Here is a 16,392-nt window from a genome sequence, read left to right on the forward strand (position 1 = left end):
CTTCCTTCTTCTTGTTTTCTTGAGTTTCTTAGGCAGCAAAACGTACAAACCCTTGGCAGGGAGGGAAATTTTACGCACAGGTCTCCTGTCCTCGCAGCTATGCGCTGCGGAGCAGTTATAGAGCCCTGGTTTGCTTCTGAAGTTCACCCACCGTCTTCTAGTTTAGATGTCTAAGACCGGCAGGGGACTGAGTCGAACAAAAAATCTTGATTTCCATGCTTCAAAAACTCTGAACGTAGATAGGAAGCATCATCACGGAACGGAGTCGATACTAACACCCGAAACCCCTCCCTTCGCCACCTCAAATTGCGTTAACCCTGAAAGAATTTCAGGGTTGCACCAAACGTTGTGAAGAATCGGCGAGACGGCAGTAACCTGAGTAGCAGGCAGGGTGAATCTCACGTCACGGCACGATATTGATTGCGGGTTTTCCTCAGCGCTGCTATACTCAAATCTTGCTGCCGTACGGGTGTTTCAGCCCTCGTACAGGAGACTCCGGCCAAGCCTGATTTGCATCACCTCAGTGTTCTGCCGGTTCCAGTGTTCTCGCCTCGCTTCATTGATGCGGACACGTCTGGCAATCTCATCAAGCAGACACTTTTTCGAACAGGAACCTATCATGCCGAAGCGTACTTTCCAGCCCAACCGTCGCCGCCGCGCCAAAGTGCACGGCTTTCTCGTTCGCATGGCCTCCAAGGCCGGTGCAGCTGTCCTCAGCCGCCGCCGCGCCAAGGGCCGCCACAAGATCGCTGTATCTGCCGGCTTCCGCGACTAGTTTTTAGAGACTTCGCAGAAACGTTTCAAAGAACGCGCTCACGGGACATCCTCCCGCGAGCGCGTTTTTTACGACTTCCTCTCTTCCCTTGCCCCCCAGGTATTGCTCTTCATGGCCTCTCTCACTCCGCATCGCCTGCGCAAACACGCTGACTACCAGTTCACGTACAAGGCTGGCCGCAAGCAGTTTGCAAAGCAGATCGCGTACTTCCATACGCTGCGACCTGCGGAGCGCAGAAGCGATACCCCTGGGCCACGCATCGGGCTTACCGTGCCCAAGGCGCTGGGCAAGGCTGTTGATCGCAACCGCATCAAGCGGCGCATGCGCGAGGCCGTGCGAGCGAACCTGGCTCTGCTTACGTCGCCGGTGGATGTGATCCTGCATCCACGGCGGTCGGTGATCGAAATGGACTTCCAGCAGCTGAAGCGCGAGGTTGCGCAGATATTCCGCAGCGTTCAGGCGGCTTGTGACCGGGCTACGCAAAAGGCTGCGGCACCGCTGGCGTAGAGGAGTCGCGATTGGCCGATCCGAAGAACGCTGAAGACCGACCCGATCCCGCACAAGAGCGCCGCCAGCGGTGGGTCCTTCGCCTGCACGGCGTCTACAAACGGGTGCTTTCCCCGCTTTTTCACGTCTTTGTAACGTCACAGTGCAAGTACCTGCCGACATGCAGCGACTATGCGTATACGGCGGTTGTCCGGCATGGCTGGATCAAAGGTGGCTGGCTGGCGATGCGAAGGGTGGGGCGGTGCCATCCGTTTGCCAAAGGTGGGTTCGATCCGGTTCCCTAACGAGGGCCCAGACCCTAACAATATCTCCGCCTCTCCGCCGTCATCCCCTTGTGGAGCAACGGTAATTTGTCGCGGACGCCACAAAACGAGGCTGCGCCACCATTTATCATCGAAGGTGCGCAGGCTGCGCTCGTACGCGGCCTCATGAAAGTGTAGGAACCACCCTTTGCCAGAGTTTCGTAATCCCAATCAGGCCGGCGGATCCGGCTCGGACAATCGCTCGCTCCTCATCATGATGGTTGTCATGATCGGCGTCCTCTTCGGCGTGCAGTATTGGCGCTCGCAGCATGCGACTGAGCCAGCTCCCGCAGCTGCCACACAGCAGCAGAGCTCCAGTCCGACCCAGAGCGCCCCGGTTGCAGCACAGGCAGCTTCCACGCCGACTGCAGCCAGCGCTGTTCCGGCCGTCGCTGCTGCAGCTGAGTCCATCACCACCGTCGAGAACGAGTTGTACAAGATCACTTTTTCGAATAAAGGTGGACAGGTCACTTCATGGATTCTGAAGCGCTATACGGGCAGCGACAATAAGTCGCCTCTCGATCTGGTGCAGGAGCACTCTGCAAAGCAGTTCGGGTACCCGCTCTCGCTTTACACGTATGACGCTGGGCTGACCGCGCAACTGGCGAATGCGCTGTACGTACCTTCTGCCACCGGCACGCTGCAGTCGCCAGCCACGCTGACCTTCAAATACGCGCAGGGCGATCTCGATGTGACGAAGACCTTCACCTTCGGCGCCGATTACGTCGTTCATGCCGACACGGTCGTTCTCCGCAACGGCGCGCCTGTACGCGCGCTGCTGAGCTGGCCCGCCTCGTTTGGCGATATGGATACCCTCACCGCCTATGCGAGCGTGAACGTCGACTCCAGCACCAACGGCCACGACGACCACGTCGCTTTCAAGAAGGTCATTGGCGGTGCCACGGTCGGCGGCCCCTTCGACTTCGCTGGCCTCAGCGACCAGTACTTTGCGGCGATCTTCCTGCCTGATGCTCCGACGGACTCGACGATGGTCACGCTGCACCACGAGATTCCTGCAGCATCGATCCCCGCGGGGCCTGGCCGTCCAAGCCTATTCGGCAGCAGCAAGGCGGACCTGCCGATCCTCGGCACCACGGTAGGCGACCTGAACGGCCACAACCAGGTGCGCCTTTTTGTTGGACCGAAGGCGATCGACGTTCTGAAGTCGGTGAAGACTTCCTCCGGCGGAAACCTGGAGCCGGTACTGGACTTCGGCTTCTTCGGGCCTATTGGCAAGTACCTGTTCATCGGCCTGCACGCGGTTCACGCGCTGCTGCCGAGCGATCCCAGCAACCTGAAGAACTTCTCATGGGGCTGGGCGATCGTGCTGTTTACCATCCTCATCAATCTGGTGCTGCTGCCGCTGCGTATCAAGGGCATGAAGTCGATGCTGAAGATGCAGCGCATTCAGCCGGGCATCGACAAGATCAAGGCAAAGTACGGCAACCCCAAGCCGACCGACCCCAAGGCCGCGGAGATGAACTCCGAGGTGATGGCGTACCAGAAGGAGCAGGGCGTCAGCATGTTCGGTGGCTGCGTTCCGTCGTTGATCCAGCTACCACTGCTGTTCGCCTTCTTTACGATGATGACGCGTGTGGTCGAGTTGCGGCACGCACACTTCTTCTGGCTGCCGGATCTCTCGTCGGCGGACCCGTACCATATCCTGCCTATCCTGATGGTAGTCACGTCGTTCCTGGTTCAGTTCTACACGCCGTCGCCGGGTGTGGATCCTCAGCAGCAGAAGATGATGGCGTTCATGATGCCGGCATTCTCGGGCTATATGACGTGGAACTACGCTTCGGGACTGGCGCTGTACTGGAACGTCGGCAACCTGATCATGATCATCCAGCAGACGGTGATGAACAATACGTCGCTGGGCAAGGAGATCAAGGAGATCGCAGCCAGGCGTGCTGCTGCCGCTACCAAGCGCACGCTGCCTCCGCAGCAGCGGCAGGGCGGTGGGACGGGGCCTATCCCACCCAAGACGATCCAAGGACGCCGCTAAAGCATCCTGTGGTGCATCAGGCAAAGCCCGCTCCTTGTGAGCGGGCTTTGCTGCGTCTACGTTCCCAGCAGCTGTGATCTCGACCGGTAGAGCACATCCTGCCCCTTCGGCTACGCTGAGGGTCAGGATGACAATGTCCGAGGAGTAAGCGAGCGGGAGAGGAAATGTGCCCTTGTGTGTGTAAACCTAGTACGCGTGAAGAGGCCCAAACCCTCGTGAATAGCGGTCGGAATGCACCTGTATCGGGCAGAATGACTTAAATTTCTCACCCTCCAGTTAAAACACCTGCCCCAAACTTAAGCATTTAAGCGGCTTATGGACACTGACGGCTTTTAAAGGTTTAAGCCTCGTTTTCCGAGGAGGTCCACAAAGTGTTGTTAATTAAGGCACCCCCTCGAATTCAATTAACACGGGGATTAACCGCTTTAACCAACACAACTTAGCTTTAACTCACTTAACCTTTCCACGAGGGTTGTGGGGTTAATGCAAAAGCCGCCACGCAACCGAGAGGTGCACACCGACTTTCCGACTTCCTCGTTTAAACCCACCGAGTTATGGAAAGCTCGTACGCGCATCCTCCCCGCTGCCCATGCGGTTTTAAGCCTTAAATCCACCTTTCCACCCACAACGACTAGTACTTCTAGAACTATCTCTCCTCTCAGGGTGTTTTCTTAGAAGCATTCTCCCCACCCCAAACTCATCGCAAAGTCAGACCTGAGACCTGTGGCACCGGATGTCCAGACATCCACGTATCCAACATTCAGGCGTGATATTCACAGCCTCCCGGAACTGGCAGAAACCCGCGCCACGCCCTAGAATCAAACCATTCAGGGAGAGCCTATTACCGTGTCCACCACAGCCGTTACAACCGACACCGCAGCCCCCACCGGCAACCTCGAGATCACCGTCTCCCGCGCCGAGCTTCTGCGCGAGCTCACAGCGGCTCAGTCCGTCGTTGAGCGCAAGACCACGATCCCGATCCTTTCGAACTTTCTGTTCGAGGCAGCCGACGACCGGCTGACGATCACGGCGACCGATCTCGACCTCTCGCTGCGGACGTCCTGCATCGCGAAGGTGAAGACATCCGGTGCGTGCACGATCCCGGCGCGCAAGCTGTACGACTACATCAAGCTGCTTCCTGAAGGCGACATCTCGCTGAAGCTGATGGACAACCACTGGGTGCAGATCCGCGCTGGCCGCTCGAACACGAAGATGGTGGGCATGGCGCGCGCGAACTTCCCGCAGGTGCCTGAGTTCCCTGCAATCGGTGCTTTCAAGATTGCGGCGCCTGCGCTGCGCAACATGATCTCGAAGACGATCTTTGCGATCTCGAACGAGGAGTCACGCTACACGCTGAACGGCGCGCTGCTGGTGCTGAAGTCGGAGTCGATGGCGATGGTGGCAACCGATGGTCACCGCCTGGCGCACATCGAAAAGCTTGGCGAGATACTGGAGGGCATCTCCGGTGAAAAGAAGACGCTGATCCCGCGCAAGGCCCTTGCAGAAATTTCGAGCCTGCTGGGCGGCTCCGATGCGGAGCACATCGAGTTCTCCGATGACGAGCAGACGCTGTTCTTCAAGATCGGCAACCGCGTGTTGACCAGCCGCAAGCTCACCGGTCAGTTCCCCAACTACGAGGCTGTGCTGCCACGCGACAATACGAAGTTTGTGATTGTGCGCTCGGAAGATTTGATGAAGAGCATCCAGCGCGTTGCGCAGTTTGCGGACGAGCGTTCGGGTGCGATCAAGCTGCGCCTGGAGCAGAATGAGCTGAAGATCTCCGCGCAGTCGACCGATGCGGGTGAGTCGGAGGACATCATCGAGACGCCCTATAACTACGATCCGATCGTGGTGGGTTTTAACTCAAGCTACCTGATCGACTACCTGCGAGCAACGGGCGAGACCGGCGAGGTCCGTCTGGAGTTCAAGGATGCGCAGTCTGCGGGCCAGATGCGCCCGGAAGACGGCTCGGACGATGTGAAGTATCGCTACATCCTGATGCCTATGCGGATCTGAGTCCTGCGCGGACGGCGGGATGCGCTCTGCGCAAGGGTTCGTAGGTTTTATCCACTATCTACACAAGCAAAAAAAATCGCGGGGCCGCTCTCTGAGCGGCCTCTTCTGATTGAGCGATTACATAACTACGAACGAGAGCTCGCGTGTGCGGGATGACCTATGCGTTCACCCTCGGTCGAACCTCAGAGCCTAGAAGCTCGATGGAGCGTAGCTGTTTTTCGTGAGGGATGGTTCCGCCGCTGATCATGAGCGTGATCCGGGAAACGCCTCCCAAGGCGTCGCTGGTGGCCCAGATTTTTTCGGCGACGGTTGTAGGTGCGCCTACGAAGAAGCTGCCGCGAGGGCTTACCTGAGCGTCGAACTGCGCGCGAGACTGCGGCCCCCAGCCGCGTTCACGACCGATGCGATCGAAGGTCTCTTTGTGGGCGGGATAGAGGGTGTCGGAGGCCTCCTTATCGGTGTCTGCCAAGAAGCCGATGCCGTGGACTGCGACGTCGAGGGTGGCGGGATCGTGGCCGGCGCGCTTCGCTGCCTCGCGGTAGAGATCGACCAGGGGTCGGAAGCGGTGCGGCTCGCCGCCGATGATGGCGACGGTAAGTGGAAGGCCGAGGATGCCGGCGCGGGCGAAGGATTCAGGCGTACCGCCCACGCCGAGACGAATGGGGAGTTTCGCCTGCAGAGGTCGCGGCCAGACACCCTGGCCCGTGAGCGAGGCTCGGTGCTTGCCCTGCCAGGTGACGAGGGTCTCTTCGCGCAGCTTCAGCAATAGATCAAGTTTTTCCGAGAAGAGCTCGTCGTAGTGGCGCAGGTCGAAGCCGAAGAGAGGGTAGCTTTCCGTGAAGGAGCCGCGGCCGACGACGATCTCGGCGCGGCCCTTGGAGATGAGATCGAGTGTGGCGAACTGCTGGAAGACACGCACCGGATCGTCGGAGCTCAGGACGGTAACGGCGCTGGTGAGGCGGATTTTCTCGGTGTGCGCGGCTGCTGCTGCTAGCAAGATAGCTGGTGAGGATGCGATGTATTCGACGCGGTGGTGCTCGCCGATGCCGTAGACATCGACGCCGGTGCGGTCGGCGAGTTCTACCTCTTCGAGCATCTGCTGTACCCGCAGCGCGCCAAGTTCACCTGCTTTTTCCTCCGGTCCGGCGATGGCGCCTACAAAGCTGTCGATTCCTACCTGCATGTCATATCTCCCTGAAATCTCTCTCCAAGTAGATGATGCATCCGCTAGGAAGACTCGCGGTCACAGCCGTCGCGTGTTCCAATAGAAGGGTAGAGTCACCCAGAACACGAAGGAATCCCTCAGAACCATGCCTCTTAATTGCGGAATCGTCGGTCTGCCGAACGTCGGCAAGTCCACCATCTTCAACGCTCTTACAGCTGCGGAAGCGCAGGCTGCGAACTATCCGTTCTGCACGATCGACCCGAACGTCGGGATCGTGCCTGTTCCCGATGCGCGCATGGACCGCATCGTGACGATGGTGAAGCCGAACTCGATCGTGCCGACGACTATGGAGTTTGTCGACATCGCGGGCATCGTCGAAGGCGCGAGCAAGGGTGAAGGCCTGGGCAATCAGTTCCTCTCGCACATTCGCCAGACCGACGCGATCCTGCACGTCGTGCGCTGCTTCGCCGACCCTGAAGTGATCCACGTCGCAGGTGGTGTGAACCCACTGCACGACATGGACATCATCAACACGGAGTTGTTGCTTGCCGATCTGGAGACGGTCGAGAAGCGCCTGCCTAAGGCCGAGAAGGCCGCTAAGTCGAACGCGGCCACGGCTCTGCAGAAGTCTGAGCTGAGCACGGTGCAGAAGCTGCAGGCCGTGCTGAGCGCAGGCAAGCCTGCTCGTACGGCGGAGCTTGCCGATGACGAGAAGCCGATTGCGCGCGACCTGTTCCTGATCACAATGAAGCCGCAACTCTATGTGGCGAACGTCGACGAGGCAGGCATCGCGAACGGCAACGAGTACACCGCGCTCGTCGCACAGCGCGCCAAGGAAGAAGGCGCAGAGATGGTGAGCATCTGCGGCGCGCTGGAGGCGGAGATCTCGCAGCTTGAGCCTGCCGAGCGCATGGAGTTTCTGGCGTCTGTTGGGCTGGAAGAGCCGGGCCTCAACCGTCTGATTCACGCGGCGTACAAGCTGCTGGGGCTTTACACGTATTTCACATCGGGCGTGCAGGAGGTGCGTGCGTGGACGATCAAGCGCGGCACGAAGGCTCCTGGCGCTGCGGGCGTAATTCACTCTGACTTCGAGCGCGGCTTCATCAAGGCCGATTGCTATGCTTGCGAAGACCTCTTCCGGTTGGGCAGCGAGCAGGCGGTGAAGGAAGCTGGCCTGCTGCGTTCGGAAGGTAAAGAGTATGTCGTGAAGGATGGCGACATTCTGTTCTTCAAGTTCAACGTGTAGTTGAAGCGCATCTTCAAAAACTCTGAGGGCGTAGCGATGATGGTTCCTATACCTCGTCGCTACGCCCTTCCCCTCGTTAGAGACGGTACCCTGAAAGAGACATGGCAAAGAAAAAATTACGTGTAGGCATCGTATTCGGTGGTCGCAGTGGAGAGCATGAAGTCTCACTGCGATCGGCGCGCTCTATCCTTTCGGCAATTGATCGCAAGAAGTATGACGTGGTTGAACTCGGCATTACAAAGGAAGGCCGCTGGCTGCAGAGTGGTGAGGCACAACAGCTGCTGGGTGAGAGCGCGGCGGCTCCGGTGGCAGAGACTGGGTTGAGCATCGCTGCCGCGGCGGCGGAGCCTGCGCTCGATACAGGGCTTGATGTGGTCTTCCCTGTGCTGCATGGCACGTTTGGTGAGGACGGCACGATCCAGGGGCTGTTTGAGCTGGCCGATATCGCCTATGTTGGCTCGGGTGTGCTGGGTTCATCGGCGGGCATGGACAAGGACGCGATGAAGCGGATGTTCTTCGCGGCCGGATTGCCGCTGACGCCGCATGTGACGCTGCTGCGCAGTCAATGGAAGGTTGATCCGAAGAAGTGCGTGCGGCTGATGGAAAAGTCGCTGCAGTATCCGGTGTTTGTGAAGCCTGCGAACCTTGGTAGTTCTGTGGGCATCAGCAAGGTGAAGTCGCGCAAGGACCTCGCCGCGGCGATGGACCTGGCTGCGAGCTTCGATCGCAAGATTGTCATCGAGCAGGGCGTCGGCGGGCCCGGTGTGAAGCCCCGTGAGCTTGAGGTGGCCGTGCTTGGTAATGACGAGCCTGAGGCTTCGATCGTCGGCGAGATTGTGCCTGCGAAGGAGTTCTACGACTACGAGGCAAAGTACGAACTCAACGGCAAAGATGAAAGTATCAGCATCCTTCCTGCGAAGCTGACCGCTGCGGAGAGCAAGAAGATTCGGGCGATGGCGATTGAGGCCTTCCGCGCGTGCGATTGCAGTGGTCTGGCGCGCGTTGACTTTCTGATGTCGCCGGGTAAGAAGGGCAAGCCTGCGGCGATCGTATTGAACGAGATCAACACGATGCCGGGATTCACGTCGATCAGCATGTATCCGAAGCTGTGGGCTGCAAGCGGAGTGACGTACAAGAAGCTGATCGACAAGCTCATTGCGCTGGCGCTTGAACGCCACGCCGAAAAGCAGCAAACCCATTTCTCGCGCTAGCAAGGTCTAACATAGAAGATGATGAGCACCGCCACGCAAGCCCTTATCTCCCTCGACGACGTCCTCGCCGCACGCGAGCGCATCCGCAGCTCCGTCTATCTTTCGCCCTGCAACCACTCGCAGATGCTGTCTGGTGTCACCGGGCTTGATATTTATTTGAAGCTCGAAAACCTGCAGATGACCGGCAGCTTCAAGGAACGCGGCGCGCTGAACCGCATTCTCGCACTTACGCCGGAGCAGGCGAAGCGCGGTGTGGTGGCGGCTTCGGCTGGCAATCATGCACAGGGCGTGGCGTACCACGCGACACAGCGTGGCATTCCTGCGGTGATCGTGATGCCGCTGACCACGCCGCTGGTGAAGGTGACGGCTACGCGCAACTTCGGCGCGGAGGTGGTGCTGCACGGCGCGAACTATGACGAGGCCTGCACAGAGGCCACGCGACTCTGCGAGGCAGAGGGCATGACCTTCATTCATCCCTTCGACGATGCGATGGTGATGGCGGGCCAGGGCACCATCGGGCTGGAGATGCTGGAGCAGGTCGAAGGTCTCGAAGCGGTGATTGTTCCCATTGGCGGTGGTGGCCTGATCGGCGGCATTGCGTGTGCGGTGAAGGAGTCGAACCCGAAGATCCGGGTGATCGGCGTGCAGACGGGGCGGCTACCGAGCATGAAGGAGGCCATAGAAGCGGGCCATCCGGTTACGCTTGAGCCCTCGACTACCATTGCGGACGGCATTGCCGTGCGGCGTGCCGGCGATGTCACCTTCCCTGTCGTTCAGAAATATGTCGACGAGATCGTGACCGTTGAGGAAGACGAGATCGCGAGCGCGATTCTGACGCTGCTGGAGCGCGAGAAGACGCTCGCCGAAGGTGCGGGAGCTACGGCACTAGCCGCTGTACTGCAACAGCGCACGGGGTTGCCGAAGGGCACGAAGACGGCAGTGCTAGTGTGTGGCGGCAATATCGATGTGACGCTGCTGAGCCGCATCATTGAGCGCGGCCTGGTGCAGGACGGCCGTATGATCCGCCTGCGCATTCATCTGCTGGACAAGCCCGGCGCTCTGGTGGACCTGTCGACGCTGATTGCCAGCCACCGCATCAACATTGTGGATACGCTGTATAACCGCGCGTATTACGGTGTGAACCTTGGGGATACGTCGATCGATCTCACCATGGAGACGCGTGGGCCCGCGCAGGTGGCGGAGTTGCTGACTGCGCTTACCGAGGCGGGCTACAAACATACGCGTGTGCTGTAATCAAGCGGTCTACATAGCCATCTTCGCCATCCACTCGCGTTCTTTTTTTGCGTCGACGGTCTGGCGGTTCCGCATCTTGCAGGCCAGTTTCTCCATCTGCGCCACGACGGTCGCGCTGACGGTGCCGGTGTAGCAGTTCAAGGACGACTGGCTGTTCGCCACCCCGATGGGAAGCACATAGTGGTACGCGCCATTTGGAAACTCCGGGGTCGCGCTGGTGATCCCGTTGCACGCATCCAGTTGCGACACCGTGATGACGTTGCCGTTAATGTCGCGTCCGCCATAGACGGGAAATCCATCGAGCGCGATGCCGATGATGTGTGAAGGTCCGCTGGCTCCGTCCGTTGCTGCTGTCACACATGTCGGCACACCATGCAGATGCCACGTATAGCCCATAGACGCCGGCGTGGAGTGGGAGTTGCAGTTGTCAATGAAGTAGGCGGTGTAGCTCGTGCCGCCGCTGGTAAACGTGTAGCTGACGTTATCTGCCAACGCCGGTGTGCTTGTGGCCTCGAAGGCGTTGTAGAGAAACTCCCCGGAGGAGATGTAGCCGATCGGTCCCAGATTTGAAGCCGTAGTGCTGGCAGCCTTGGTCGGACAGATATTGAAGGTCGCCGAGCCTCCCGTGATGCTCGCAGGTGCGTAGGGCACTACGGCCAGTTTCAGGCCACTCGGCGTTGTCGCTACCTGCGTCGGGTTCGCCGTACTGACCGGTCCCAGGTAGTACGGGTCGTGATACGGGGGAACACCGGTTGAGGTGATCTTCATGGTGCAAGAGCTGGGATAGGTCACCGTTACGGCCGGTCCCCACGTCATCGCCTTGTAGACCGCAGTGTAGGCATTGGTGGTGGTGTTTGTGGTGGAAGCCGAGGTCGCCTCATTGGCCAGAGAGCTGCTGCAACTCGACAGCATCGGTAGGAAGGAGATCATTCCGAGAGAAAGTGCTGTCCTGTAAAGTTTGCGAATCGAGAAAAGCTCCATGGTCGTGCTCGCTTTCTTGTCTCGTCGATCTGCTTGTAGCGGGGCCTGTCTCGCGTAGACGGGCGGAACCGAAAGCAGGAGTACGGGAGAGCGCGATTTATTAGTGAGCACGTCCGCAAAAGCGAAAAGCCCTACCGTCTTGGAAGGGCTATGGTTTTGTACGAATGCATCTATAGCTGCGGATATTCGAAAGGCTTAGCTGGCTTCGCCGGTCTTCCAAACGAAGAGGAACTCGTCGTTGCTGGAGGTCGCGATCGAGAGCTTCCGCTGGCTGGCGGCACGGCTCAGCGCGGAGCGGATGTTCTCCTTGGTGTCCGGGAGTTCGGTCAGCGGAACCTGCAGAGCCGAGCCCTTGTCCAGCTGCTCGAGATCGCTCAACAACTGAGTAATGATCTGCTTGTGTTTGCCATCCCGTCCCTTAGGAACGTCGACCTGAAGGACCGATTTGAACCGCATCGATCCCGGCGATTTTTCGTGGTTATCGTCCATGAAGCCTTTTCTGCAGCACTTACTAATCTAAACGACGCGCTAACCTGACGTAAACGTTGTCCTATCGAAAACTTTTTATGACACGAAAAATGCCTGCCCGGGCCTGTTCTGTTTCTATCGTGTAAGCCGAAGATGGTAAAGAGTTAACCCGTATCCGGACGGTTATTTTAGGCTTTTTGTAGAGGGTTCAAAGCCATGTCGCCAACATACAAATTTAAAGTTATTCCACTTGAAGATGTGCCGTTGAGTGATGTGGCAGACGAGAGCGGTTGCGTCGCGCAGCCCAAGGTACTGGTGGTGGATGATGAGCCTCTGGTTGCGGACACGCTGTCGGCGATCCTGCGGCGTGCAGGACTCCATGTCAGCGCTGCCTACAGCGGTTCGTCGGCGCTGGATCTGGCGTCGAAGTTTGTGCCGGAGCTGCTGATTACGGATGTGTCGATGCCTCAGATGAACGGCGTGGAACTAGCGATTTCGCTGATCTCGGACCAGCCGCAATGCAAGGTACTCCTCTTTTCGGGCCACGCGACCAGCGCGGACCTTCTGCCTGCGGTTGATGCGGGGTATGAGTTTCCGCTGCTGACCAAGCCGATGCACCCGACCGAACTTCTTCTCCATGTGGCGCGAACCCTTGAGTTGCCAGAGCTGCGTATCCCGGAAAAGCGAGTGACTGCGACAGTTGTGCAGCGCAGCGAAATCGCGCGCCAGCAGGCTTAGGCACTCTTTGCATAAGTAATCCGAGTAGATCGCTTCCCTTCGCCCTAATCCTCTGTTCATAAGCCCCGTCTGCAGCCGTTATCATGAGTCATCCTGTTTGAGGTGAATTATGAAGCAGTTGCTCTCTGCGGCAGTTGGTCTTTCTGTCCTTACAACCGGTCCGCTCAGCGGCTACGCGCAGTCGAATTCAACACCTGTCACCTCGAGGCATGCAATGGTGGTGTCGATCGATCACGACGCGACCGATGCTGGGGTAGAAATTCTGCGCGAAGGTGGCAACGCCGTCGATGCGGCCGTGGCTGTGGGGTTTGCGCTGGCTGTGGTGTATCCGGCCGCGGGAAATATTGGTGGCGGCGGCTTCATGTTGATTCGGCCTGGTAGCGGCAAGCTCGCTCATGGCAAGGCAAAGTTCCTCGACTACCGTGAGAAGGCTCCAGCGTCGGCGAGTGCGAACATGTATCTGGATGCCGAGGGTAAGGTGATCCCGAAGATGTCGACGGCTGGTGGCAAGGCGTCGGGGGTACCGGGATCGGTAGCTGGGCTGACGTTTGCGGAGCGGCACTATGGTCGGCTGGGGCTGGCGAAGGTCATGGCTCCGGCGATCCGGCTGGCGAAAGATGGCTTTGTGCTCGAAGAGGAGTTCGCAAAGGTCATGCACTCCAACCAACTGACGCTGATGCCTGCCTCGCACCGCATCTTCCAGCGTGATGGCGACTTTTACAAGGCAGGTGAGGTCTTCAAGCAGCCGGAGCTGGCTGCAACGCTAGAGCGCATCGCGGCGGACCCGGACGACTTTTACAAAGGCAAGATGGCTGACCAGATTGCTGAATTTGAGGCAGCGAATAACGGACAGATCACCAAGGCCGATTTGGCTGCTTATGAGGTGAAGGAACGCGAGCCTCTGGAGGGGCATTATCGAGGCCTGCAGGTAGTGACGTCGCCTCCGCCAAGCTCAGGCGGCATTGTGCTGCTGGAGACGCTCAATATTTTAAGTGGCTACGATCTGCCGAAGCTGGGTGGGGATCGCAGCGTTGGACAGATTCATACGATCACGGAGGCCTTTCGCCGTTCGTATATGGATCGCGGCGATTATCTGGGTGATCCCGACTTCAACAAGATGCCGTTGAAGCAGATGGCCGATCCGAGGTATGCTGCCGCGTGGCGCGCGACGATCGATGCGACAAGGCCTTCGCCGAGCGCAACGCTGGTGCGGCCTGCGGGCTTTATGCCGGAGCCTCCGAAGGTGACGGCGACGGGGCATGAGTCTCCGCAGACGACGCAGTACTCCGTGGTGGATGCGGACGGCAATGCGGTGAGTGTGACGACAACGCTAAACTTTTTCTTCGGTTCCGGTGTGACGGTAGAGCCGCTGGGCTTCCTGCTGAACGATGAGATGGATGACTTCACCAGCAAGATCGGTGTTCCCAACGGCTTCGGGCTGATTCAGGGCCCAGCGAATGCCATTGCGCCGGGCAAGCGTCCGCTCAGTTCGATGACGCCGACGATCGTGAGCGAGCCCGATCATCACTTTCTGTGGGTACATAAGCCTGGCAAGCTCCGGCTGGTGCTGGGTACGCCGGGTGGGTCAACGATTACGACGACGGTGGCAAATGTGCTGATCTCAGTGGTCGATAACGGGCTGAACATTCAGCAGGCGGCAGACGCCCCGCGTTTTCACCACCAGTTTCTGCCGGATGTGCTGCAGTTCGACAAGTACTTTGCGGATGCGGCGACGATTAATGCGCTGAAAGCGGTCGGATATAAAACACAGCAGCAGAGCACGTTCGATGAGAAGGCGCCAGGGGTGTGGGGTGATTGCGAGAACATCGAGCGCGATCCGAATACGGGGATGCTGATCGGCGGGCACGACTTCCGGCATACATTTGGGAAGGCTGCCGGGTACTGACGAGGCATGGGCTAAGGAATGGAGGTTAAGGGTTCGCTTGGTCTCTACTTCGTCTCTATTGCCTTCTCTGCGAGCGGGGCCATGATTGCGTAACCTTCAGCAGTCGGGTGAACGCCGTCCTTGCTGAGACCTGGCTTCATGCCGCCGTTTGAGTCCGCCATCGACGAGTAGTAGTCGAGATAAGTGATGTGCTGCTGCTTGCAGAACTCGCGGAGCCACGTATTCAAGTCGCGGATCTTTTGAGCAGGTTCAACGCCGTGATGCCAGCCGTAGTCGATGGCGGGTAGCACGGAGGCCATGATCGGGCGGATGTGTTCGGCCTTCGCGAGCTGCACCATAGAGGTGTAGTTGTCTTCGATCATGGCTAGTGTGGAGGGGCCGGTGTTGCCGGCGATGTCATTCGTGCCGGCGAGGATGACGACGGCCTCCGGACGCAGAGCGAGTACATCCTGTCGTAAGCGAATCAGCATTTGCGGGGTGGTCTGGCCGCTGATGCCGCGATTGATATATGGCTTGTTGGGAAAGAACTCACCGGTACCGGGCAGTCTGCCCCAGGCGTCGGTGATGGAGTCACCGAGGAAGACGACGCGACCTTTTTCGGTGGCAGGTAGCTTGGCATTGTCGTCGCGATACCGGTTGAGGCCGCCGAAGTCGTTGAAACGCTCCTTGAGCTGCGCGAGCGCGACAGCGTCCGGGGAGGGCGTCGACTGCACAGCCGCAGAGGGCTGCTGTGCCAGCAGAGAGGGGCTGAGCATGAGTGAGAGAGCGAGAGCGCGGACTGGCTGCAAGGGAACCTCCGAGTTCCTGTCACAGAAATTGTATGACGTCGGATAACGACTTTGGTTCGCAGCCATAAGCTATCCGAGTGCCAACAGGTTTCCCACGCGCGATTCACAGACCTTCGCACACGGTTGCCGTAGCCTAAAAGCATGCGTCATGGCATTGCGACCCACGTTTTTCTCCAGCAGCGATTGACTCCCTCTCTTCTTGATACGCTAGTCCGCGGAGGTGCGGCGGCGATTGAGGTTTTTGCGGCGCGGCACCACTTCGACTACAACGATCACGGCAGCGTGATGGAGCTGGCGAACTGGTTCCGCTCGAACGATGTGGCGGCTTCGATGCATATGCCGTTGTTCGCGGATGAAACACACTGGACGCGCCACACGGCGCCGACGCTCAACCTCATTAGCACGAACAAGGGAACGCGCATCGCCAGCATGGATGAGGTGAAGCGGGCGTTAGAAGCGGCGGAGCAGGTGGCGTTCAATACGTGCTCGCTGCACCTTGGGCTGAAGGATGAGCAGTGGGACACACGGGCGCTGGACGACTCGCTGACGGCGATCGAACACCTGAAGGCGTTTGCGGGGCCACTCGGCGTGAAGCTGCTGCTGGAAAACCTTTCGAATGATGTTGCCACGCCTGCGCACCTGATCGAGATTGTGAAGGTCGGCCACTTCAGCACGGTGGGCTATGCGTTCGATCTGGGCCACGCACACATGGGGCAGGGCGTTCCTGCGACGGCGGACCTGGCAGCGAAGTCGGCTCTCGAGCTGGCGTTTGAGGCCTTTGCGCCTGCGGTCGACAAGATTGCCAGCGTGCATGTGCACGACAACAACAGCGTGCGTGACGAACACCTGTGGCCACAGCAGGACGTGGAGAAGGGATATATCGACTGGGCGCAGGTGAAGAAGTTGCTGAGGTCGCTTCGCCCCGAAACGATTTTGTCGCTGGAACTGGCGCATGAGCTGGGCGACGATGCGGGGCAGGTGGTGCAGGATGCTCTTGAGGCCTGGAAGCTGCTCGACGCGTAAATGCCGG

The 16,392-nt window shown here is 58.9% G+C and carries 15 protein-coding genes; 11 read left to right on the top strand and 4 right to left on the bottom strand.

Translation table 11 applies throughout. The annotated features are described in order from the left end of the window. The first annotated feature begins 619 nt into the window (after window positions 1–619). From rpmH to dnaN, 5 genes are all read left to right on the top strand, one after another. Complete coding sequence (gene rpmH / locus OHL14_RS18170) at window positions 620–775, top strand: 50S ribosomal protein L34 (RefSeq protein WP_263380802.1); 156 nt, start codon at window positions 620–622, stop codon at window positions 773–775. A 111-nt stretch (window positions 776–886) separates the two neighbouring features. Then, window positions 887–1,282: a ribonuclease P protein component gene (rnpA, locus tag OHL14_RS18175; RefSeq protein ID WP_263380803.1), complete on the top strand. Its 396-nt coding sequence runs from the start codon at window positions 887–889 to the stop codon at window positions 1,280–1,282. An 11-nt stretch (window positions 1,283–1,293) separates the two neighbouring features. Beyond that, window positions 1,294–1,566, top strand: a complete 273-nt coding sequence (yidD, locus tag OHL14_RS18180) for a membrane protein insertion efficiency factor YidD (RefSeq protein WP_263380804.1) — start codon at window positions 1,294–1,296, stop codon at window positions 1,564–1,566. A 166-nt stretch (window positions 1,567–1,732) separates the two neighbouring features. Beyond that, entirely contained in the window at window positions 1,733–3,589 is a 1,857-nt protein-coding gene (yidC, locus tag OHL14_RS18185; protein ID WP_263380805.1) for a membrane protein insertase YidC, read from the top strand. 846 nt (window positions 3,590–4,435) lie between these two features. After that, window positions 4,436–5,605, top strand: a complete 1,170-nt coding sequence (gene dnaN, locus OHL14_RS18190) for a DNA polymerase III subunit beta (protein ID WP_263380806.1) — start codon at window positions 4,436–4,438, stop codon at window positions 5,603–5,605. Window positions 5,606–5,762: 157 nt separating this feature from the next. On the opposite strand, the gene OHL14_RS18195 is transcribed toward dnaN, so the two are convergent. Continuing rightward, on the bottom strand, window positions 5,763–6,788 hold the full coding sequence (locus tag OHL14_RS18195) for an LLM class flavin-dependent oxidoreductase (protein WP_263380807.1): 1,026 nt from the start codon (window positions 6,786–6,788) through the stop codon (window positions 5,763–5,765). A gap of 127 nt (window positions 6,789–6,915) precedes the next feature. Here OHL14_RS18195 and ychF point away from each other — a divergent pair, with 127 nt between their 5' ends. The 3 genes from ychF to ilvA all read left to right on the top strand — a co-directional run bounded on the left by ychF (window position 6,916) and on the right by ilvA (window position 10,481). Further along, entirely contained in the window at window positions 6,916–8,016 is a 1,101-nt protein-coding gene (gene ychF / locus OHL14_RS18200) for a redox-regulated ATPase YchF (RefSeq protein WP_263380808.1), read from the top strand. A gap of 101 nt (window positions 8,017–8,117) precedes the next feature. Beyond that, window positions 8,118–9,227, top strand: coding sequence for a D-alanine--D-alanine ligase family protein (locus OHL14_RS18205; RefSeq protein WP_263380809.1), 1,110 nt, complete (start codon window positions 8,118–8,120; stop codon window positions 9,225–9,227). A gap of 18 nt (window positions 9,228–9,245) precedes the next feature. After that, window positions 9,246–10,481, top strand: coding sequence for a threonine ammonia-lyase (gene ilvA / locus OHL14_RS18210; protein WP_317890431.1), 1,236 nt, complete (start codon window positions 9,246–9,248; stop codon window positions 10,479–10,481). A gap of 9 nt (window positions 10,482–10,490) precedes the next feature. Here ilvA and OHL14_RS18215 read toward each other — a convergent pair whose 3' ends face one another. Both OHL14_RS18215 and OHL14_RS18220 read right to left on the bottom strand, forming a co-directional pair. Beyond that, window positions 10,491–11,411, bottom strand: coding sequence for a YHYH protein (locus OHL14_RS18215; RefSeq protein WP_263380810.1), 921 nt, complete (start codon window positions 11,409–11,411; stop codon window positions 10,491–10,493). A 246-nt stretch (window positions 11,412–11,657) separates the two neighbouring features. Continuing rightward, window positions 11,658–11,951, bottom strand: coding sequence for a hypothetical protein (locus OHL14_RS18220; RefSeq protein WP_263380811.1), 294 nt, complete (start codon window positions 11,949–11,951; stop codon window positions 11,658–11,660). Between the two features lie 237 nt (window positions 11,952–12,188). Between OHL14_RS18220 and OHL14_RS18225 the strand changes: the two genes are divergently transcribed. Further along, window positions 12,189–12,668, top strand: a complete 480-nt coding sequence (locus OHL14_RS18225; RefSeq protein WP_317890432.1) for a response regulator — start codon at window positions 12,189–12,191, stop codon at window positions 12,666–12,668. A gap of 109 nt (window positions 12,669–12,777) precedes the next feature. Further along, entirely contained in the window at window positions 12,778–14,574 is a 1,797-nt protein-coding gene (gene ggt, locus OHL14_RS18230) for a gamma-glutamyltransferase (protein WP_263380812.1), read from the top strand. 44 nt (window positions 14,575–14,618) lie between these two features. Here ggt and OHL14_RS18235 read toward each other — a convergent pair whose 3' ends face one another. After that, window positions 14,619–15,362: an SGNH/GDSL hydrolase family protein gene (locus OHL14_RS18235; protein WP_263380813.1), complete on the bottom strand. Its 744-nt coding sequence runs from the start codon at window positions 15,360–15,362 to the stop codon at window positions 14,619–14,621. A 141-nt stretch (window positions 15,363–15,503) separates the two neighbouring features. Here OHL14_RS18235 and OHL14_RS18240 point away from each other — a divergent pair, with 141 nt between their 5' ends. Further along, window positions 15,504–16,385 carry a sugar phosphate isomerase/epimerase family protein gene (locus OHL14_RS18240; protein ID WP_263380814.1) on the top strand — a complete coding sequence of 294 codons (882 nt, stop codon included), beginning with the start codon at window positions 15,504–15,506 and terminating at the stop codon, window positions 16,383–16,385. The last annotated feature ends 7 nt before the right edge of the window (window positions 16,386–16,392 follow it).

The sequence above is a fragment of the Granulicella paludicola genome (assembly GCF_025685545.1).
GTDB lineage: Bacteria > Acidobacteriota > Terriglobia > Terriglobales > Acidobacteriaceae > Granulicella > Granulicella paludicola.